Source organism: Neorhizobium sp. S3-V5DH (genome assembly GCF_004343065.1).
GTDB lineage: Bacteria > Pseudomonadota > Alphaproteobacteria > Rhizobiales > Rhizobiaceae > Neorhizobium > Neorhizobium huautlense.
This window is the reverse complement of sequence record NZ_SMCL01000033.1, coordinates 1-20,600: the sequence shown is the minus strand read 5'-3', so window position 1 is coordinate 20,600 and position 20,600 is coordinate 1. Positions and strand designations below refer to the sequence as shown.

The 20,600-nt window shown below is 61.8% G+C and carries 18 protein-coding genes; 6 read left to right on the top strand and 12 right to left on the bottom strand.

Going from position 1 to position 20,600, the window contains the following annotated elements; genetic code table 11:
• Positions 1-10: 10 nt before the first annotated feature.
• The 4 genes from EDE09_RS26480 to EDE09_RS26465 all read right to left on the bottom strand — a co-directional run bounded on the left by EDE09_RS26480 (position 11) and on the right by EDE09_RS26465 (position 2,951).
• A complete protein-coding gene (locus EDE09_RS26480) occupies positions 11-274 on the bottom strand; it encodes an usg protein (protein WP_105372591.1) in 264 nt (87 codons plus the stop codon).
• Between the two features lie 154 nt (positions 275-428).
• Positions 429-1,259 carry an ABC transporter permease gene (locus EDE09_RS26475; RefSeq protein ID WP_105372592.1) on the bottom strand — a complete coding sequence of 277 codons (831 nt, stop codon included), beginning with the start codon at positions 1,257-1,259 and terminating at the stop codon, positions 429-431.
• The gene (locus tag EDE09_RS26470; protein WP_105372593.1) at positions 1,256-2,038 is read right to left on the bottom strand and encodes an ABC transporter permease; all 783 of its coding nucleotides are present in this window, start codon (positions 2,036-2,038) and stop codon (positions 1,256-1,258) included. Before EDE09_RS26470 ends, EDE09_RS26475 begins: the two co-directional genes overlap by 4 nt.
• Before the next feature lie 130 nt (positions 2,039-2,168).
• Positions 2,169-2,951: an ABC transporter substrate-binding protein gene (locus EDE09_RS26465; protein ID WP_105372594.1), complete on the bottom strand. Its 783-nt coding sequence runs from the start codon at positions 2,949-2,951 to the stop codon at positions 2,169-2,171.
• 322 nt (positions 2,952-3,273) lie between these two features.
• Here EDE09_RS26465 and EDE09_RS26460 point away from each other — a divergent pair, with 322 nt between their 5' ends.
• Positions 3,274-5,370, top strand: a complete 2,097-nt coding sequence (locus EDE09_RS26460; protein WP_132413394.1) for an OmpA family protein — start codon at positions 3,274-3,276, stop codon at positions 5,368-5,370.
• A gap of 49 nt (positions 5,371-5,419) precedes the next feature.
• On the opposite strand, the gene mobB is transcribed toward EDE09_RS26460, so the two are convergent.
• Genes mobB through EDE09_RS26440 form a run of 4 tightly spaced genes read right to left on the bottom strand, consistent with a single transcriptional unit; the run spans position 5,420 to position 8,720 of the window.
• Positions 5,420-5,935: a molybdopterin-guanine dinucleotide biosynthesis protein B gene (gene mobB, locus EDE09_RS26455; RefSeq protein WP_112798183.1), complete on the bottom strand. Its 516-nt coding sequence runs from the start codon at positions 5,933-5,935 to the stop codon at positions 5,420-5,422.
• A complete protein-coding gene (gene mobA, locus EDE09_RS26450; RefSeq protein WP_112798181.1) occupies positions 5,932-6,558 on the bottom strand; it encodes a molybdenum cofactor guanylyltransferase MobA in 627 nt (208 codons plus the stop codon). The genes mobB and mobA overlap by 4 nt, the downstream gene beginning before the upstream one ends.
• Positions 6,558-7,784, bottom strand: coding sequence for a multidrug effflux MFS transporter (locus EDE09_RS26445; protein ID WP_112798179.1), 1,227 nt, complete (start codon positions 7,782-7,784; stop codon positions 6,558-6,560). Before EDE09_RS26445 ends, mobA begins: the two co-directional genes overlap by 1 nt.
• A gap of 30 nt (positions 7,785-7,814) precedes the next feature.
• Positions 7,815-8,720, bottom strand: a complete 906-nt coding sequence (locus tag EDE09_RS26440; protein WP_105372598.1) for a DMT family transporter — start codon at positions 8,718-8,720, stop codon at positions 7,815-7,817.
• Between the two features lie 282 nt (positions 8,721-9,002).
• Here EDE09_RS26440 and EDE09_RS26435 point away from each other — a divergent pair, with 282 nt between their 5' ends.
• Positions 9,003-11,567, top strand: coding sequence for a methyl-accepting chemotaxis protein (locus EDE09_RS26435; RefSeq protein ID WP_112798177.1), 2,565 nt, complete (start codon positions 9,003-9,005; stop codon positions 11,565-11,567).
• A gap of 85 nt (positions 11,568-11,652) precedes the next feature.
• Here EDE09_RS26435 and moaA read toward each other — a convergent pair whose 3' ends face one another.
• Positions 11,653-12,702 (bottom strand): GTP 3',8-cyclase MoaA, encoded by a 1,050-nt coding sequence (gene moaA / locus EDE09_RS26430; RefSeq protein WP_112798175.1) that lies wholly within the window; start codon positions 12,700-12,702, stop codon positions 11,653-11,655.
• A gap of 158 nt (positions 12,703-12,860) precedes the next feature.
• Here moaA and EDE09_RS26425 point away from each other — a divergent pair, with 158 nt between their 5' ends.
• The gene (locus EDE09_RS26425) at positions 12,861-13,235 is read left to right on the top strand and encodes a DUF971 domain-containing protein (protein WP_112798173.1); all 375 of its coding nucleotides are present in this window, start codon (positions 12,861-12,863) and stop codon (positions 13,233-13,235) included.
• A 7-nt stretch (positions 13,236-13,242) separates the two neighbouring features.
• Here the strand turns inward: EDE09_RS26425 and EDE09_RS26420 are convergent, their stop codons facing one another.
• Positions 13,243-13,719: a MarR family transcriptional regulator gene (locus EDE09_RS26420; protein ID WP_112798171.1), complete on the bottom strand. Its 477-nt coding sequence runs from the start codon at positions 13,717-13,719 to the stop codon at positions 13,243-13,245.
• Between the two features lie 260 nt (positions 13,720-13,979).
• Here EDE09_RS26420 and EDE09_RS26415 point away from each other — a divergent pair, with 260 nt between their 5' ends.
• A complete protein-coding gene (locus EDE09_RS26415) occupies positions 13,980-14,693 on the top strand; it encodes an alpha/beta hydrolase (protein WP_245422892.1) in 714 nt (237 codons plus the stop codon).
• Positions 14,694-14,761: 68 nt separating this feature from the next.
• On the top strand, positions 14,762-15,370 hold the full coding sequence (locus EDE09_RS26410) for a pyridoxamine 5'-phosphate oxidase family protein (protein ID WP_132413392.1): 609 nt from the start codon (positions 14,762-14,764) through the stop codon (positions 15,368-15,370).
• A 28-nt stretch (positions 15,371-15,398) separates the two neighbouring features.
• Here the strand turns inward: EDE09_RS26410 and EDE09_RS26405 are convergent, their stop codons facing one another.
• Positions 15,399-16,469: a GGDEF domain-containing protein gene (locus tag EDE09_RS26405; protein ID WP_105372605.1), complete on the bottom strand. Its 1,071-nt coding sequence runs from the start codon at positions 16,467-16,469 to the stop codon at positions 15,399-15,401.
• Positions 16,470-16,755: 286 nt separating this feature from the next.
• A complete protein-coding gene (gene fumC, locus EDE09_RS26400; protein WP_112798165.1) occupies positions 16,756-18,147 on the bottom strand; it encodes a class II fumarate hydratase in 1,392 nt (463 codons plus the stop codon).
• 473 nt (positions 18,148-18,620) lie between these two features.
• On the opposite strand from fumC, the gene EDE09_RS26395 reads away from it, so the two are divergent.
• A complete protein-coding gene (locus EDE09_RS26395; protein WP_245505250.1) occupies positions 18,621-20,465 on the top strand; it encodes a L,D-transpeptidase family protein in 1,845 nt (614 codons plus the stop codon).
• The last annotated feature ends 135 nt before the right edge of the window (positions 20,466-20,600 follow it).

Here is a 20,600-nt window from a genome sequence, read left to right as displayed (position 1 = left end):
CGGGTTCTCGCTAGTGGATGATGATCTCTCCCTTGACTGCGCGCCACTCGCTTGCCGATATCAGCTTCCGATGCACATAGCGGACGGAATGCAGAGGCCCGTCCAATTTTTCCTGCCAGAATTTCAGGAAACCCTTCATCTCCGGAAAATCCGGAGCAAGGTCGTAGTTCTGCCAGATATAGCTCTGCAACAGGGCCGGGTGATCGGGCAGGCGATAGAAGATCTGGGCCGTTGTCAGGCCGTATCCTTTCAGCATCATTTCCATCTCAGACATAGAGCAGTTCCCACTTATTCTTTTTCAGGAGGACGCTTTTCGCGTCACCCCGATATGGGAGCATGCCACGGTTAATCGAGGCTTTACAATTGAGCTATAAAGGTGCTTTCGTGAATTTTTTCAGTATGTTAGCAGCGAGATTCGTTGAGTGCTGCTACCGCTTCAGATGCCGGGTCAGGCGGGCTTCCAGGAAGGCCCATACGTGCCTGAGAGTTTCGACCATGGCGAGGTAGAAGATCGCCGCCCAGAGGTAGGCCTGATAGTCGAAGGTGCGGGAAAAGGCGTAGCGGGTCTCGCCCATCAGATCGTAGACCGTCACGATGGCGACGACTGCGGAGCCCTTCATCATCAGCACAAGTTCGTTGCCATAGGGCCGGAGCGCTACGATCAGTGCCTGCGGCAGGATGATCTTTGCGAAGGCAACCTGCTTGGAAAGGCCGAGTGCCGCGGCGCCCTCACGCTGACCGCGGGGAACGCTTTCGATCGCGCCGCGCAGGATTTCCGCCTGATAGGCGGCGGTGTTGAGCACGAAGGACAGGAGGCCGCAATACCAGGCATCCCTGAAGAACCACCAGAGGCCGGCGCTTTCCAACTGCGGCTTGAAGCTGCCGAGGCCGTAATAGATCAGGAAAAGCTGAGCAAGCAGCGGCGTGCTGCGGAACACATAGACATAGGCGTAGGCGATGCCGTTGAGCACGCGGTTTTTCGACATGCGTGCGAACGCGATCGGCACCGACAGCAGCGCCCCGAAGACGACGGCAAGACCGACGAGAGAGATCGTCGTCCAAAGGCCGTTTAGGTAGCGGGGGCCATAACGCAGGAATTTGTCCTGATCCCAGCCGTTGACAACCATGGCAACGAGCCCGGCGGCGAGCATTGCCCAGAGGATGAGGATGCCGATCGCGGCGATCCTGGCGCCGGTGATGGGACGAGCGGGCGCAAGCGGGGCCGGTTGCGGCGGGATGAGTTCCCTCACATAGCTCATCGGGCCGTCTCCGCCCGCTTTGCCCAGCGCTCGACGAAGCCGAGTCCGAAGGACGAGATCATCGCAAGGATCAGGTAAAGAAGACAGGCGATGAAATAGAAGAAGAAGGCTTCCTTGCTGACTCTCGCGGCGATGCCCGTCTGCCGCACGATGTCGGCAAGCCCGATGACCGAGACATAAGAGGTATCCTTCAGGAGGATCAGCCAGAGATTGGTGAGGCCGGGCAGGGCGATTCGGATGAGCTGCGGCAGGACGATCAGCCGCATGGTGCGTCCGCGATGCAGGCCGAGCGCATCGCCGGCCTCATATTGCCCGCGCGGGATTGCCCGGAAGGCCGAAAGCAACACTTCGGAGGAATAGGAGGAAAAGACCACCGCAAGCGCCACCATGCCGGCGAGGAAGGCGTTGATTTCGACGCGCCCCTCGTAGCCGAGCCAGGCGAGCACGGACTGGATCAGGATCTGCAGCCCGTAATAGACGATGAAGAGCGTCAGGAGTTCCGGCAGGCCGCGGAAGATCGTCGTGTAGATGCCGGTGGCGAGCCTCAGCAGCTTGTCCTCCGATTGCGCGGCGAGCGCGATCAGGAAGCCGAGAAAAAGCCCGACGGGTACCGTGGCGAGCGCCAGCGAAATGGTGACTTTGACGCCGAAGGCGATTTCGTCGCCCCAGCCCGCTTCGCCGCAGGCGACGAGGGTGCCGGAGCCGAACAGCGAGAAGATGCCGACAGGACCGCAAAGCGGATCGAGCGCGCCGAAGAGGGCGGAAAAGAATCCGCTCATAAAATCGTTTTCCCCTGCGGCTTCTGTCGTGCCGCTTGTTGTCTGAGCACCGGAGATGCTTCTGTTTCATTAAAAAGAAAAACGGCGGAAGGGCAAGCCTTCCGCCGGGTTCTGACGGACGATCCGGCGATTAGTTGCCGCCGTAGACGTCGAAGTCGAAATATTTGTCCTGGATCTGCTTGTATTTGCCGTTGGCGCGGATTGCAGCGATAGCGGCGGTGAACTTGTCGGCCAGTGCCTGTTCGCCCTTGCGCACGGCGACGCCGGCGCCTTCGCCGTTGATTTCCACGTCGACCGGAAGCGGCGCGAGAATCTTGCAGCACTTGCCGGCATCCGACTTCAGCCATTCCGAAAGCACGACGATATCGTCCACCACGCCATCGATGCGGCCGTTGGAAATGTCGAGCTTGTATTCGTCGGCGGTCGGATAAAGCTTCAGCTCGGAATCCGGCATGTGCTTTTCGGCATAGTTGGAGTGGGTCGTCGAGCCCTGGGCGCCGAGCGTCTTGCCCTTCAGCGACGCCGCCGAGGCGTCCTTGATCGGCGAATCCTTCGGCACGGCGATGGCCGGAGGCGTATTGTAATACTTCTTCGAGAAGGTGACCTGTTCCTTGCGTTCCGGCGTGATCGACATGGAGGCGACGATCGCGTCGAACTTCTTCGACTGCAGCGCCGGAATGATGCCGTCCCAGTCATTGGTGACGAAGGTGCAGGTGACTTTCATCTCCTCGCACAACGCCTTGGCGATATCGATATCGAAGCCGGTGAGCTGGCCGTTGGCTTCGAGGTTGTTGAAGGGCGGATAGGCGCCTTCCGTGCCGATCACGAGCTTTTCCTGGGCCATGGCCGAGCCGGCAAAAAGCGACAGCGCGGCGATCGAGGCGGCGGCGAAGAATCGGGTGGAGATATTCATGTGATCCTCTCTGTTGGCGGCCCGACGGCGTGTTCATCTTTTCTCGCCGCCAGGAAGCAGGGTGCAAGCCCTGTCTCAGCTTTTTAGATACCGGCTCGCGGGAAATTGCAACGGCATATTGCGTGCCTGCCACAGGCCGTTTGCGTGCGAGTCACGGGTGGTCCCCGCGGATGAACGGCATATTCACGCGACGTTCAGGCAGGCGGCGACACCCTCGGGGAACCATTTCGGCTGGAGAACATTCAGTCGCCGCGTAAGTCCGCCCAAGCCGGCAATAAAGGACGCGCATGAAAGGGATGATACCCGAGAAGAGGAAATGTCCATGTCACAGAAATTCAGACTGTTCGCCAGTGTTGCGGTGCCGTTCGTGTCGCTGCCGCTGATGATCCAGCCGGTCGCGGCCTTGCCGCTCAAGCCCTCGGCGGACGCGAGCCCGATGTCTGGTGTGATCCAGGTCCAGCAAGAGGATCCGTTGATACTGAAGAAGCGGAAGGCGCAGGACGAAGAGGGCGGTGCAGAACAGCAGAAGCCGCGCCGCGAGCAGAGCGGCGGTGCAGAACAGGGCGGCGGAGAACGTCGACAGGCTCCGCAGGCTCAGCAGGAAGAGCCGCCGCGGCGCCAGCGTCAGGCCGAACCGGAAGCTGCGCCCCGCGAAGCTCCGGCTGCCGAGGCGCCAGCCCGCGAACGGCCGCAGCGCCGCCAACAGCAGGCTGATGAAGGGCAGGGTGAAGGTGCGCGCCCGCCGCAGCGTCGCCAACAGCAACAGGCGGCTCCTGAGAGCGAGCAGCCTGCTGCGCGCGAGACCCAGCAGTTGCGTCCCCCGGTAGCGCCCGAAGGTAATGAACGTCCGCAGCGCCGCGACGCTCAAGACAAGAAGGCTGCTCCCGCGGAGAATCAGGCGGAAACGCCGAAGCCGCCGCGCGCCAAAGATCGCGCTGTGACCCCGCAAGCTCAGCCCGAGCGTCCGCCGCGTGGCGATGCGAAAGGCCAGACGCCCGCACCGGACAGCGGCACGGCACAGGATGCCCGCCCGCGCCAGCCGGCCACCGAAAGCCCGGCTGTCGGAACCCGGCAGACCCAGGATCCGCAGCTTCCCAGGCCGCCGGCGGAGGGTCAGGCAGCTCCTGCTCAACAGCAGCCGACCCAGGAGCAGCCCGCTCAATTAAGGGCTCAGCCACAGCCGGCGCAAACACCGGAGCAGGTCGATCGGGCTCGCCAGATTGCCCGAGATCCGGCTTCGGCCCGCGAAGGCGAACAGGTCACTCTGCCGGTCGAGAACGGCGCTGCAGTGCTCGACAGCGCCAAGGAGCGGCCGGCGCGTCCCCGCCGCGATGGCGACCGTCCGCGCCGCGATGCCACCCAACAAGCCGAACAGCAGCAGCTTGCCCCACCGAAGTCGGATGCCGAGGCGCAGGCCGGTGCGACGTTTACTCCTGAGCAGGAGGAGCAGGTCCGCGCGATAATCGAAGAACGCGGCGAACGGCTCGACGGTCGTCCCGAATTCGAGCGGCCGCAGGGATGGCGGTTCGGCGAAGAGGTCTCGCGCAGCAGGGATCGCGAACGGGATCGCGACGGTGCCCGCGTGATCATCTCGATCGACGACCAGAACTATGTCCGCCACGACGACAGCCGCCGTTTCTACGACCGGGACGGACGCCAGCCGGAATACGAACGGCTTCGTGACGGCCAGGTGCGCGAGGTCATCATACGCGATGACGGAACCAGGATCGTCACCATCCGCAACCGCTACGGCGAGATCGTCCGTCGGACCCGCGTTGTCCGGGGCGGCGACGAATACGTGCTGTACTACGCGCCGGAACTGGTGGAAGCGCGCCGTGGTCCCGACTATGTCTGGCGTGACCCGGGCGAGGATCTCCCGCCGATGCGGTTGACGGTGCCGATCGACAACTACATCATCGACACGTCGAGCGAACCGGACCGCGACTACTACGAGTTCCTGGAGCAGCCGCCGGTCGAACGTGTGGAACGCGTCTATACGCTGGACGAGGTCCGCTATTCCGCCCGCATTCGTGACAAGGTGCCGCGTATTGATCTCGATACCATCACCTTCGCCACGGGCAGCGCCGAAATCCCGATGAACCAGGCCAGCTCACTTCGCAAGGTTGCCGAGGCGATCAACAAGGTACTCGAGAAGGATCCGTCCGAAACCTTCCTGATCGAAGGCCATACGGATGCGGTCGGCGGCGACCAGGATAACCTCATCCTGTCCGACGAACGTGCCGAAAGCGTTGCCCGTGTGCTGACCGATGCCTTCGGTATCCCCCCGGAAAACCTGACGACGCAGGGCTACGGGGAACAGTATCTGAAGGTGAACACGGATGGACCGAACCAGGAAAATCGCCGGGTCACCGTCCGCCGCATCACCCCTCTGGTGAAGCCGGTCGCCTCGAACCGGTAACCGATGGTCCGAAACGAATGGAGCCGCCGGAGCGATCCGGCGGCTTTTTTTATTTGGCGGCAAGTCCGGTTATGCGCAGAATGAAGTCGGCGATGGCTGCCGTAGCGCCGAGATCGAAGACTGGCAGCGTCGTGTCGGCCACCGGATGGTCGGCGGCAATTGCGACGATGTGCGGATCGCCGGGAGAAAGCGGTTCCCGGCTTTTCGCCTCGAGACGCCGCAATTCGATCTTCGGCACGGGCTCACGCTTGTAACCCTCGATCAGCACGAGGTCGCAAGGCGCAAGACGACCCAGTATCTCCTCAAGGCTCGGCTCGCTCCCCTCGCGGAGTTCGTGCATGATCGCAAAGCGCTTGCCGGAGACGATCGCCACTTCGAGCGCGCCCGCCTCCCGATGACGGAAGGAATCGGCGCCCGGCTTGTCTATGTCGAAGTCGTGATGGGCATGCTTGATCGTTGAAATCCTGTAGCCGCGAGCGGTCAGTTCGCGAACCAGCCGCTCGGTCAGGCCCGTCTTGCCGGAATTCTTCCAGCCGGAAATACCGAAGACGCGGTGAGGGGTCATGCGAGCATTTCCGCAAAGCGTCGGGCCTCTTCGAGATCCTGCGGCGTGTTGATGTTGAAAAACGGGTCGAGCGGGCCGAAGTCCGTCTCGACCATCGGAAAATCGACCGTCACCAGCCGATGACGCTGGAGGAAAGCCTTGATCCGACGGTTCTCCGGGTTCGAAAGCCAATCTTCCAGATCGTCGGCGATGGCCAGCGGCCAGAGCCCGAATACCGGATGATCGCGCCCGCCGGAAGCCGTGATGACGATCGTCATCGCATCATCGGCTCCCGCCTGAAGGCGGGCGGCGAGGTCAGCCGGAAAGAAGGGGCTATCGGAGGGCACCGTCAGGAGATGCGTCGCGGGCAAACCGTGGTCGACGACATCGCGGAGTCCGGAGAGGACGCCGGCAAGCGGGCCGGCTTGGCTGCCCGTCAGGTCAGGCACGAGGCGCAGACCAAGCGGGTTGGGAAACCCCTTCGGGGCGTTAAGGATAAGCTCGCAAACCTGGGACTTGAGGCGCCGGACCGTGTGACCGAGGATGCTGTCGCCTCCGATCTTGAGAAATGCTTTGTCAGTTCCCATGCGGCTCGACTTGCCGCCTGCGAGGATCAGGCCGGGAGGTGCGCCGACGTGGCTCATCAGTCACCACCTCCGCTGACCAGGGCCCCTTCGCGGCGATCGACCTGCCGGACGTATTCCGTGGCGGCGACCGCCAAGAGCGTGGAGATCCCCATCACGGCAAGCACCGGCATGGCGCCGTCGGAGTCTTTCAGGACGGCTGCTGCAAGTGTCGACATCGCAGCCCCGCCGCCGACCGTGATCGCGCCGCCGAGGCCGGAGGCGGAGCCGGCCAGCCGCGGACGCACGCTCACCACCCCCGCATTGGAACTCGGCAGCGTCAGGCCGTTGCCGACGCCGGTGAGCGCCAGTGGAGCGAAGAAGGCCGTGGCGGATGCCACGCCGCCCAGCTGCAGGGCCGCGGCAATGCCGATGCCGATCATGCTGACGACGCTGCCGGAGAACATCATGGTCATGGTGCCGAAACGGCGCGTGTAGCGGCCGGAGATGAAGTTGCCGACCATGTAGCCGGCAGCGATCAGGAAGAACTGCACGCCGAGCATCGTGGGCGTCAGGTGATAGATCGCAGTGCCGATAAACGGTGCGCCGCCGAGAAAGGCGAAGAAAACGCCGGAGGAAAAGGTCGAGGTCAGCGTATAACCCCAGAAGCGGCGGGATCGCAGGAGGTCCGGCCAGCTGCGGAACTGCGCGGTAAAGCTCTCGGCAGGCGTCATGTTCGTTTCCCCGAGATCGGCGGAAACCAGCATGAGCGTCAGCAGCCCGAGCCCCAGCATCAATATGAAATTGGATTCCCAGCCGAACAGGTCGTTGAGCGTGCCACCGACGGTAGGGGCGACCATGGGTATCAGCGACATGCCCATGGTCACGTAGGCGATCATCGACGCGGCGCCTTCCATCGGCACCGTGTCGCGGATGATGGCGCGTGGCAGCACGAAGCCGGCGACGACCGCCGTCTGCAAGAGCCGGCCGATCATGAAGACCGTGACGGTCTGTGCAAAAAGACAGATCAGCGTACCGATCAGCAGGATGACGATGCTGCCGATCATCACTCGCCGACGGCCGAAGATGTCGGAAAGCGGGCCGAGCACCAGCTGCAGCAGCGCCGTTCCGGCGATGTAGCCGGAGACGGCGAACTGCATGACCGCGTAATCGGTGCCGAAATACGCTGCCATGGCGGAAAGCGAAGGAAGAATGATGTTGAGCGACAGGGCGCCGAGCCCCGCGCAGACGACCAGAGTCGTGATGTGCGGCGGGGTCCGTCTGTCCAGAAACCGGGTTTCCTGCACGTCGTCTCCTCTTCGAGCGGTCCGTTCCCGTCAGGGCGGCGGCGCGGCGGTTGCTTTTTCGGCCACAGAAACCTGCCGCTTTCGTTCGCGATAGAATGTATAGAGGCCGGAGCCGATGACGACGACCGCCCCGGTGAGCATGTAAATATTGGGCCGCTCTCCGAAAAAGAAGATCCCGATGGCAAGCGCCCAGAGCAGGCCGGTGTAGCGGAAGGGGGCGACGAATGAAATCTCGCCGCTGCGCATGGATTTGATGACCGTCTGGTAACCGGCAAAGACGAGAACCGAGGCAAGAGCCAGATAGGTGAATGCGCCGGCGCTGACTGGTTGCCACCCGCCCATGGGCACGATCAGCAGAGCCCCGATGACGGTATTGGCGAAAGAGGTGAAGAGCGTCACGCTGATGGTCGGTATGTCGGCTTTGAGCCGCCTCGTCGTCAGATCGCGACTGGCGGTGAAGAAGACGGCTGCGACGGCAAGCAGCGCCGCCGGCGTAAAACCTTCAGGACCCGGTCGGATGATGATGAGGACGCCGACAAAACCGACGGCAATCGCCGTCCAGCGCCTCCAGCCCACGGGCTCGCCGAGGAAAAGCGCCGCACCTAACGTTACGGCAAGCGGCAGCGACTGCATGATCGATGATGCGGCCGCAAATTCGATATGGGCGAGTGCCGAGAGGAAGGTGAGGGTGGCGCCCAGTTCGAAGAGCGTGCGCAGCAGCACGAGCGGGTGCGCGATGGCCTTGAACGACATCGTTACGCCGAGATAACGGGCAATTCCGTAGACGAGCAGCGTCGTCATGACCCCGCGCACGGTCATGATCTGGGGTATGCTGAGTTCCGAGGTAACGGCTTTGACCAGGGCGTCGTTGAAGGTGAAAGCGGCCATTGCGAGCGACATGAAGAGCGCGCCTCGCGAATTTTCCGACGATGCCATTGCCGATTCCTTCCGTAACCACGGTGTCTTAAAGCAATGGCTTACCCCTCGCCAGCCCGATCGCGTCCCGGGCGGTACTGTTTTGGCCGGTGCAGGAAAGCTTGCCCCGATAGGTGGGCGGATGTGGCAAAAGAGAGATATCGGGTTGTGAGTTAACCCTTGTTCAACTGAAAAGTCCGACTGTAGCGGCAATCATTCCCGCATGAGGCTGGAATCGTGCCGTTGCCGTTTCGCGAATGCCATGAACCGCGAACCCGGTACCTGATTGCAGTTGGGGAACACATGTCTTTCATCGATCGCCTTCTTCAGAGCCGCAGGATCGTCACCAAGGTTCTTCTGTTCGTCATACCGCTGATTCTGTTGATCGCCGGCGTCGGGCTTGCCGGTTATTACACAGCCAACATGCTCAACGGCCATATGACGGTCACGCGGGCGACGATCGAAAACATCGGCGATTTTGAGCATCTGCAGGCATCCCTGCAGGCCTTTACCGAGGCCCCGGACGAGGCGTCGCTGACAGCCTTGCGTGGAGGCATCGACCGGCAGAGCAAGGGCGTCGCCAATCTCGAGGCGCTCCTGGCGAACGAAGGCGACCGAAGCCGCGTCGCCGTGGTTGCCGCACTTGCCGGCAAGCTTTCCGCCAACACCGACACGCTCTGGGCCGTGGAGCAGAAGCGCAAGCAGAACGTGGCCGCCATCAACGAGATCCTGAATGGCGTGCGCGGCGCCGCAACGGGCGTCGACAAACAGGTCGAGGTGATCCAGAAACAGTTCGACGGCAAGGAGCGCTTCGCCAAGAAGCTGCTTTTCGAGGCTTTCGCCTACCGGTCGATCGCCCGCCGGCTGGAAAACCTGCGCACCGCCGTCAGGGCGGCCGACAGCGATGAGGGCACGGTCAAGGCCGGCTCTCTCTATGGCGAGACCTTGAAGAACGAGTTCGCCAAGATCGAGAGCATGTTGTCGTCCAACGGGCGCACGGCGATGCAGCCTATCCAGCAGGCGACCGACAGCTTCCTCGCAATCGTCAACGGAAGCCAGACCGCAACGGAAAAGGCTCAAGCCATGCGGGTCGCCGCAAGCGCCTTCATGAAACCGCAGGGCGACCTCAACGCGGATGTCACCAAGAAATCCGGCGACGCATCCGAGCGATTTGTCGAGCTTGAAGGCGAGATCGCCGCTCTAAAGAGCGTTCTCGAACAGATCGATCTGTCGCTCCAGCTGGCCAACGCCTTGCAGCTCCACACGGAGCGTTTCGTCACAAATCCCGGCAAGGAATCCCGCGCTCTCATCGCGTCCGATATCGAAGGCCTGCGCTCGACCAGCGCCAAGGTTTCCGACCTCAATCCGCGCAACGCGGCCACGCGGGATTTCGGCGCCACACTGGACAAGCTGCTGGGAACGCTGGGGCAGCGCGCCGACGAGATGCTTACGATCACGCAGGAATGGGCCGGCGCACGAGCCGCCGCGACCGAAACGCTGACCGCGGGCATGGCGGGCCTGAAGAATTTCGTCGCCCAGGCCCAGGAAGTCGGCAAGGAAGATAGCGAACGCTCCGCCCAGCTTTCCGTCATCGCCATGGTGGTCGGCACGGTGCTGGCGATCGCTGGCGGGCTGATGCTCGTGGAGACCCTGCGCGGGCCGCTGCGGCGCGTCACCGACATCATGAAGCGGCTGGCCGACGGGGACCTCGAAGTGAAGATCGAAGGCCGGGAGCGGGGCGACGAGATCGGCGACATGGTCCGCTCGGTCACCGTCTTCCGCGATGCCGCGCTTGAAAACGTCCGCCTCGAACAGGAAGCGGCTGCGGCCCGCGATCTTTCGACCGCGGAAGCCGAACGCCGCGCTTCCGATCGGGCCCGCATCGCGGCTGAGCAGCGGCAGGCCCTGAGTGCGCTTTCGGAGGCTTTGGGCCAGCTCGCCGAGGGCGACTTGGAACGCAGCATGGAAGAGAACCTGCCCGAAGATTTCGTGGAAATGGCGCGGACCTACAATCAGGCCGTCGAAGCGCTTCGGGCAACGCTTGCCGATGTCCGTTCCACCGCCGAGGATATCAACGGCGGCACGGGCAATCTTGCGGCCTCGGCGGATGATCTTGCCCGCCGCACCGAACAGCAGGCCGCGGCGTTGGAACAGAGTTCGCGTGCGCTGCGCCAGCTGAGCGACATCGTCAGGACAACGGCTGAAAGCGCCCGTCAGACCTCCGTTTCCGTCAACGAGACAGAGGAGTTCGCGGTGCGCTCCGGCGAGGTCGTGGCCCGCGCAGTCGACGCCATGGGCGAGATCAGCCGCTCGTCTGAAAAGATCGCCACGATCATCGGCGTGATCGACGAAATCGCCTTCCAGACCAATCTTCTGGCACTCAACGCAGGCGTCGAGGCCGCGCGGGCGGGCGAGGCGGGGCGTGGTTTTGCGGTGGTGGCTCAGGAAGTGCGCGAACTGGCGCAGCGTTGCGCCGGGGCCGCCCGCGAGATCAAGGGCCTGATCTCGGCAAGTTCCACGCAGGTCCAGAGCGGCGTGCATCTGGTTGAGGAAACCGGCACGGCGCTCACCGAGATCATCGGCCACATTACCGACGTCCGCAAGCTCGTGGCTCAGATTTCTGCAGCCACCGGCGAACAGTCGACCGGTATCAGCGAAGTGACAAGCGCCGTGCATGAAGTGGAACTGATCACCCAGCAAAATGCCGCCATGGTCGAGGAGAACAATGCCGAAATCCATGGCCTGCGCCAGCGCGTCGAGACGCTGTCGGAGAAGATCGAGCGCTTCAGGACCGGAGATGCAGGCCCGAAGTTTCATGCTGGCAACCATCACCACCGGGCAGACAATCGCCGCCGCGGTGCTGCCTGAACGCCTTTCGGTCGCTTAACCAAAAAAAGCCGGGGTCTCGAAGCCCCGGCTTTTTGCTGTCCTATAACGGGCAGAGAACGCGAGCTCAGCCCCCGGTAACGCTCATATGGCGGGCGACGGCGGGCCGGTTGTGCTGGCGGTCGATAATGAAGTCGTGGCCCTTGGGCTTGCGGGTGATGGCTTCGTCGATCGCCGCGGACAGATAGTCGTCGCTGTCGGAGGCGCGCAGCGCCGTGCGCAGGTCCGCCGCATCGTTCTGGCCGAGGCACATGTAGAGCGTGCCGGTGCAGGTCAGCCGCACGCGATTGCAGCTCTCGCAGAAATTATGCGTCATCGGCGTGATGAAGCCGAGCCGCCCGCCGGTCTCCTTGACCTCGACATATCGTGCAGGCCCGCCCGTCTTGTAGGGAATCTCGGTCAGCGTGAACTGTTCTTCGAGATCAGCGCGCAGCTTAGACAGCGGCAGATACCGGTCGGTCCGGTCTTCGTCGATCTCGCCCATCGGCATGGTTTCGATCACTGTGAGGTCCATGCCGCGGCCGTGGGCGAAGCGCAGCATGTCGGCGATTTCGAACTCGTTGAAATCCTTGAGTGCAACCGCATTGAGTTTGATCTTCAGGCCGGCCTTCTGGGCAGCTTCGATGCCCTCCATCACCTTGCTGAACTCGCCCCAGCGGGTGACCGCCTTGAATTTGACGGGATCGAGCGTGTCGAGAGAAACATTGATGCGCCGAACGCCGCAGTCGTACAATTCCTCCGCATGTCGGGCAAGCTGGGAGCCGTTGGTGGTGATCGTCAGCTCGTCCAGTTTGCCCGCATGGACTTGTGCGCCGAGCTCGCGGACGAGGAACATGATGTTCTTGCGCACCAGCGGCTCGCCGCCCGTCAGCCTGATCTTGCGCACGCCCTTGGCGATGAAGGCGGAACAGAGCCTGTTCAGCTCCTCGAGCGTCAGGAGGTCCTTCTTCGGCAGGAAGGTCATGTGCTCCGCCATGCAATAGGTGCAGCGGAAGTCGCAGCGGTCTGTGACGGAGACGCGCAGATAGGTGACCGCGCGCCCGAACGGATCGATCATCGGTGCCTTGTCGGCGACAACTGGCGCTGCGCCTCCGATCGGACCTGTGAAGCTGTTCACGCGATATCTCCCTTATCCCGGAAAGTGGGGACATCATGACATTTCGTCAAGTGTATGACACCAGGGCCGTCAAGAACAGATGGGCGGCGGAAAATCGCTTGCGGCCATCCGGCGAAGCTCATAATCCTCGGCGATCGTGACGATGCGGAGGTTTCACTATGAGCGATATCTGGCCGACCGAACTGAGGGTCTCCAAGGACCGCCGCACGCTCAATGTTACGTTCAGCGACGGTGCGGCCTTTGCGCTGGCTGCCGAAACCATGCGGGTTCTCTCGCCCTCCGCCGAGGTGCAGGGCCATGGTCCCGGCCAGAAGGTGACGGTGCCGGGCAAACGGTATGTCGGGATAAGGTCGATCACGCCGACCGGCAACTATGCAGTGCGAATCGGCTTCGACGACGGCCACGACAGCGGCATCTTCACCTGGACCTACCTGCGCGAGCTCGGGGAACGCGGCGCAGAACTCTTTGCCGACTACGAGCGGGAGCTTGCCGAAAAGGGCCTGAGCCGTGACCCGGGACATCGCTCGCGCTGAACCAGGCTCAGGCTGATTCGGTCTCGTCGACGACTTCTGCGTGCAAGGCGACAATGATCTTTTCCATCGATTCGGCCATCGCATGGCATTGCTCGATCGGCGTCGAGGATAGGGTGCGTTCGATCAGGCTCGTTTGAATGGCCATGGCTTCCTCTGCGACCGCCCGGCCTTCCTCCGTGAGGAAAAGCCGCAGAACGCGCTTGTCCCTGGTATCGCCGCGCCGCTCGATCAGCCCGCGCTTTTCCATCTGCGGCAGCGTCATGCTCATGTTCGAACGACCGACAAGCAGCTTTCGAGCCAGTTCCTGCTGCGAAATCCCCTCGAAACGATAGAGATTGACCAGAATGTCGAGATGCGGCGGCTTGATGTCGAGGTCCGCCAGTTCACGCGTCAGCACGGTTTGCATCAGCTGGCAGGCGCGCGCCACGGCGATCCAACTTCGAAAACGCGGATGATCCCAGAGCAGGGCTTGATTTTTGTTCATTGTTGTACTTTATTGTTCAATGTTGAACATTATTGGATTTTCCCACTATGCCATCCTTTGCACTTCAGGTCATCCGTTTCGCCTTCGCAGCTGGAGGAAGTGTCTTTCCTCGCCCCGCTGCCAAACTCGCATTTGGGTTGTTCTGCCGAACGCCGTCGCGACGCCCGAAGGGGGAAAAGGCCCGGGCCGCGCATGCGGAGGGGCGGCAACGGTTGGCGGCAGCGCAGACTGCGCCATTTGCGGTGGGGAAATCCAGAGTCATGGCCTATCGCTTCGGCGGTGCCGGGAGACCGGCCGCACGTCGGTACCTCGTCGTGCACGGCTGGGGTTCCAGTGCGGCCTATATCTCGGCCCTGCCGGCAGGGCTCGCCGAAACGGGTGCCGAAGTTGTGGTGCTGGACTTTCCCGGCCATGGACTGTCGGATGGCCGCAGTCTCAACATGCGTCAGGCTGTCGATGCGATCGTTGAGGCGGAGCGGCGCTTCGGTCGTTTCGATGCTGCAATCGGCCACTCGTTCGGGGGTGCGGCATTGATGCTGGCCGCAGGCGGAGTGATGAAGGAGGCGGGATCGATTTCCCCCGAAAAGCTCGCCGTCATCGGCTCGCCGAGCCATATCCACTGGCTGTTCGAGGAGTTCTCGCAGATGGTCGGGCTGCCGCCGCGCGTCAAGGCGCTGCTGGTCAGTCATGCCGAGCAGGTGGCAGGCACCTCCCTCGATGATTTCGACACGGTGGCAAGTGCGCGAAAGCTCGCAAAGCCGCTTCTGGTCGTTCATGCCGAAGAGGACAAGGAAGTTGCGGCCGATCATGCCCGCCGTTTCGAAGGCGTTGCGACGGCGCGGCTTCACTGGGCAAACGGACTGGGACACCGCCGGATCGTCAGCGACCCTGCGGTCATCGAGACGATCAAGTCCTTCCTCGCCGAAGATCATCGACCGGCGCAGGCCAGCTCCGGCAAGGACGCAGCCGCTTGATCGGATAAATCTGTCATCCTACTGTCGCCCTTGTCGGTTAAGAGCCGGCGCTGCATCGGGGACGGGACATGAGCATCATCACATCGGTCGAAGAACTGAAGGCCATCTACGAGGGCGTCTCGGAGGCTTCCATCGCCAAGGTCACGAAGGTTCTGACGCCGGAATACAGGCGGATGATCGAAACGTCTCCCTTCATGGCGCTTGCCACTGTCGGTCCGGAAGGTCTCGACTGTTCGCCGCGCGGCGACCTTGGGGGAGTGGTGCGGATAAGCGACGATGCGACGCTGTTATTGCCCGACTGGCGCGGCAACAATCGTATCGATTCGCTCCTCAACATCGTGCGCGATCCGCGCGTGGCGCTGATGTTCCTGGTGCCCGGATCGAATACCGCCATGCGCATCAACGGCCGTGCGGTCATTTCCGCTGAGCCGGAATTGCTCAAGAGTTTCGAAATGGATGGCAGGCATCCCCGCAGCGTCACGGTGATCACCATACATGAGGTCTATTTCCAGTGCGCCCGGGCGCTGATGCGGGCGGAATTGTGGAATCCGGAACGGTTTGTGGATCCAAAGAGCCTTCCGACGCCCGGGAACCTCCTGAAGGCTGCAAAGGCGGATTTCGACCAGGAAACCTACGATCGCGAATGGTCGGAACGCGCCGCCAGGACAATGTGGTAGGAAGCCCAATTCAGGCCCGAGGCCCGGCCTATTTCTTGTAGATCAGCCAGTTCTTGCCGGTGTAGTCCTTGTTCATGCCGTCTTCGAAGAAAACGGTGCGGTTACGCCCGCCGTTCTTGGCATGATAAAGGGCCGTATCCGAATTGGCGTAGAGCTCGCCCGGGTCATTTGCCTGCGAGGCCATGGCAAAACCGACGGAGATCGTGACGGGTCCGTAATCCACTCCGGAGCGTGAATTGCGGAAGGTGCGGGTTTCCAGGGCCCGCCGAACCCGCTCGCAGATGATCATCACCTCTTCCGCCGTATTCCCTTCGACGATCATGGCGAATTCCTCGCCGCCGGAACGGGCGACGAAGATGTCCTTGCGGACATTCGACCGGATGACGGAGGCGACGGTGGCAAGGATCTTGTCGCCCACCGGATGGCCGTAGCTGTCGTTGATCTTCTTGAAGTTGTCGATGTCGGCAAGCACCAGCGCCGTGACGGGGAGCACCGCGGAATTGTCGTAGGCCGACGCCAGGCGTTCGTCGAAGGCGCGGCGATTGGCGATGCGCGTCAGCGAATCCGTATTGGCGATGCGCTTGTATTCGTCGAGCTCCCGACGGACTTGCTCCATTTCCTGCGACCGTTGGGCGACGCCGCCGGCCGTCTTTTCTCCATGGGCGAGGGTCGTCCCGGTCGCTTCAGTGAGCAATGCAATCGCGCTCGTCAGGATTTCGGACGAAAGATTGTTTTTCGAGTTGATCCGCTGGGCGGTTTCGCCGAGCAGCTTGCTGTAGCTCTCCAGCGAATGCTGCTCCTGGCGCAGCAGACGCAACAGCGATTCCAGCTCCCCGAGGATCCTGTCATGAGCGTTTTCAACAACCGTGGTCTGGTCGGTTCCCAGATAACGCCGGGAGAGTTCATCCAGCTCTTCCTGGCTCGCGCGGCTTCCCAGCGCCGCCAGTTGCAAGGTCAGTTCGGGGTTCGAGCCGATATAGGCTTCATAGAAGAGCTGGTAGTTACGCGGAATCGGCGCCGCGCCCATGGAGCGCACCGCATAGATGATCTGGCTGACCAAATCGTTAGATTGCGCCTTCGGCGCCGTTGCCGTCGTCATCGACGATCCCCATACCCGCCCGGATTCGATAGATGAATAAGTATGCGAAAAATATTGGAAAAGAATTAAGGGGTCGTTTCGAAAGATTTATTCTCAAATACGGGTTCTGACCTTAAAACCGTTGATTTTCTTCAAGGATAACGCCGGTTTACTCCATTGCGCCCCCTGTTGAATTCTTTTTGAGAAATATGACTCATGGTCAGATATTAACATTTTCAACCCATTTAAAATATGACCCCGCCTTGTTCAGGGGCGGGGCCTTTGCCGGATCGTGAGAAAACAGGGGTTATTTCGGTCCGATCATGTTCTCCGGCCGGACATACTGGTCGAATTCTTCGTTGGTCAGGTATCCGCCGCCAACTGCTTCTTCGCGAAGAGTTGTACCGTTCTTGTGAGCGGTCTTGGCAATCTTGGCGCAGATATCATAGCCGAGCTTGGTATTGAGCGCGGTGACCAGCATCAACGAATTTTCGACGCCGCGCTTGATATTGTCCTCGCGGGCCTCGATGCCAACGACGCAATTGTCTGTGAACGAAACCGCGGCATCGCCGAGAAGCTGGACGGACTGCAAGAAGTTGTAGGCCATCATCGGGTTGAAGACGTTCAGCTCGAAATGGCCCTGGCTGCCGGCAAAAGTGATTGCCGCATGATTGCCGAAGATGTGGGCGCAGACCTGGGTCAGGGCCTCCGATTGCGTGGGATTGACCTTGCCGGGCATGATCGACGAACCGGGTTCGTTTTCGGGAAGGGCAAGTTCGCCGAGACCCGCACGGGGACCGGAGCCCAGGAACCGGATGTCGTTGGCGATCTTGAACAGCGCCGCCGCGGCGGCATTCACCGCGCCGTGGGCAAAAACCATAGCGTCATGCGCTGCGAGCGCCTCGAACTTGTTCGGCGCGGTGACGAAGGGCAGGCCGGTGATCTTGGCGATCTCGTCGGCGACCTTTTCGGCAAAGCCGACCGGGGCGTTGAGGCCGGTGCCGACAGCCGTTCCGCCCTGCGCCAGTTCGTAAAGGCCCGGAAGAGAAATCTCGATGCGCTTGATGGCCGACGCCACCTGCGCCGCATAGCCGGAGAATTCCTGTCCAAGGGTCAGCGGCGTGGCGTCCTGAGTATGTGTGCGGCCGATCTTGATGATATGCGCAAAGGCTTTGACCTTCGCTTCCAGGGCGGCATGCAAATGCTTCAGTGACGGAATGAGATGGCGGACGATCTGCTCGGCGCAGGCGATATGCATGGCCGTCGGATAGGTGTCGTTGGACGACTGGCTCATATTGACGTGGTCGTTCGGGTGCACCGGCTTTTTAGAACCCATGACGCCGCCGAGCATTTCGATCGCCCGATTGGAAATCACCTCATTGGCATTCATGTTGGACTGCGTGCCCGAGCCCGTCTGCCAGACGACCAGCGGGAAATGCTCGTTGAGCTTTCCGTCGATGACTTCCTGCGCGGCTTCGACGATCACCTGGCCGATCGCGGCATCGAGCCCGCCGAGTTGCATGTTGGCGCGAGCTGCCGCCTGCTTGACGATTCCGAGCGCGCGCACGACGGCAAGCGGCTGCTTTTCCCAGCCGATCTTGAAATTGCCCAGCGAGCGTTGCGCCTGAGCGCCCCAATAACGGTCGCTTGCCACTTCGATCGGGCCAAACGTGTCGGTTTCGGTGCGTGTCGCTGCCATCTTCGCTGCCTCTGTTATTCGTGGTCCATGCCGGCTCCGGCTGATCAACAACGCGTTATAGCGCGCATAGGCCGGACGGCCGGCATTACTATACGATTGCGGCGGGTCCGCAAGCGGGCGGACCGGGCTTTTTGCTAGACTTTCGGCGTGCCTTTTATGACACGGGAGACGGAATTGTGATACCGATATAGTCTGTAACGCGCTGGGAAACGGAAAGACGTCAGTAAAAAATTAACCAATAGTTTCTTAACCTTCTGCAGGTGCGCCGGCACTTTGTCCGGCGCCGGGGATCCGGCCGGACCGGCCGGGCGTTTCTTTCCATCCCTTACGCGATCGGCTAGATGGCGTGGTATATATTCAAGGCCCGCAAACGCAGGCGCGGGATGCACGTGACGGGGACGACATTGCAGCACAGACATAAAAAAATTTCGATCGCACTGGCCCTCACGTCAGGCATTTCGATCTTCGCAGGGATGACCGTTCCCGCTCAGGCCCTGACGCTCATGGACATCCTGCGTGGCGGCCCAGGTGCGAACAGGGCAGGCCAGGCGGACAACGGGTTGCCCGGCGTGGCCGGCGGGCGCTCGGCGATGCCGAGCGAGAGATCGCTTGCCGATCCGGAGCCGCTGCCGAAGGTGTCCGGACCCCGCTACTACACCTACAAACCCGATGCCGAACGCCCCGTGAAGACCGCAGGTTTTGCGGCCGCCTCCGCGGCTGACGCTTCGCACCTGCTGATCGAGGCAAAAATCTCCGCGCCAGCGGATATCGCCGCTGCCTTGGAGGCGTTCTATGGCAAGACCGCCCAGCCTATCTGGATATCCGACGGCGACATCAACGAGAAGGCGAAGAGCGTTCTGGCTCTTTTCGAACGGGCAGCCGACTACGGTTTGGAGCCCGCCGACTATCTTCTGTCTGCACCTGCCCTGACGACGGCAAGCGTTGTCGAGCCGACGGCTTCCGGTTCGCCGGTCGTGGCTTCCGATGCTGCACCCGCTTCGCCTGCCGATGGCCATGACCGCGCGCTGATGCAATTCGAGCTGGCGCTGTCCGAAAAGGTGCTGATCTTTGCCCAGGATATGCTGCGCGGCCGCATCGATCCCAACCGGGTTTCCGGCTATCACGACTTCAAGCGCAAGGACGTCAACCTGGCGCTCGTGCTGCCCTTTGCGGAGAAGGGATCGGACGCCGCTGCTTACCTGGAAGGGCTGGCGCCGCAGAGCGCGCATTTCCAGGCGCTGAAGGCCGAGCTTGCGAAATTGCGTGCAGAAGCGACCGACAACGGGCCGCAGGTCTCGCTGCCCGACAATCTTCTGCTGAAGCCGGGCAAGAGCAGCCCGGATATGGCCGGCATCATCGCCGCAATCCAGCATACGGGCTCGGACGCCCTGAAGACCAAACACGCCGCGACGCTTGCTTCCTATCAGCAGACGCCTGAATACACGCCGGAACTCGTCGAGGTTGTGAAGACCTTCCAGGCGGAGGCGGGGCTGAAGCCGGACGGCGTCATCGGTGCCGCCACCATCCGCAAGATGGTCGGCCATACGTCCAAGGACCGGATCGGCAAGGTTGTCATCGCCATGGAACAGGCGCGCTGGCTGCCGAACGATCTCGGGCAGCGCTATGTCTTCATCAACCAGCCTGCCTTCCAGGTCTATTATCATGACCATGGCGTGGAGCAGTTCTCCATGCGCGTGGTCGTCGGCTCCAGGTCCAACCAGACCTATTTCTTCCAGGACCAGATCGAGACGGTCGAATTCAATCCCTATTGGGGCGTGCCGCAGTCGATCATCATCAACGAAATGCTGCCGCATCTGCGCCAGGATCCGAGCTATCTCGACCGGCTCGGCTACGAGGTCTCGGTCAACGGCCGGGCGGTCTCTTCGAGCAACGTCGATTGGTACGGCTCCACCCAGAATGTCTCCGTGCGTCAGCCGCCGTCCGGCGATAATGCGCTCGGCGACCTGAAGATCCTCTTCCCGAACAGCCATGCGATCTACATGCATGACACGCCCTCGAAGAGCTTCTTCCAGCGGGATATGCGCGCCCTCAGCCATGGCTGCGTCCGCCTTGCGGAGCCACGCAAGATGGCCGCTGCCGTGATGGGCACCACGATCGAGGACATCAACGGGCGGATCGCGGCCGGCGAGAATGTTGCCGCCAAGGTCCCGGCCAAGATCCCGGTCTACGTCTCCTATTTCACCGCCTGGCCGAACAAGGACGGCAAGGTGGAGTTCTTCGACGACGTCTATGGTCGCGACGAGGCCATGCTGAAGGCGTTTGCGGCGACCACCAGGGTTCGCGCGGCGCAAATCTGACCCAAGGCCTTTAAAAGGATTAAAAAGGGGCGGCGGCGAGCCGCCCTTATACATTGAGAGGCCGGAGCGTCTGTTATGATGCTCCGGCCTCGTTTGTCATTGGGGTGATCGCAACACCGCAATGGCTGAGGGCAA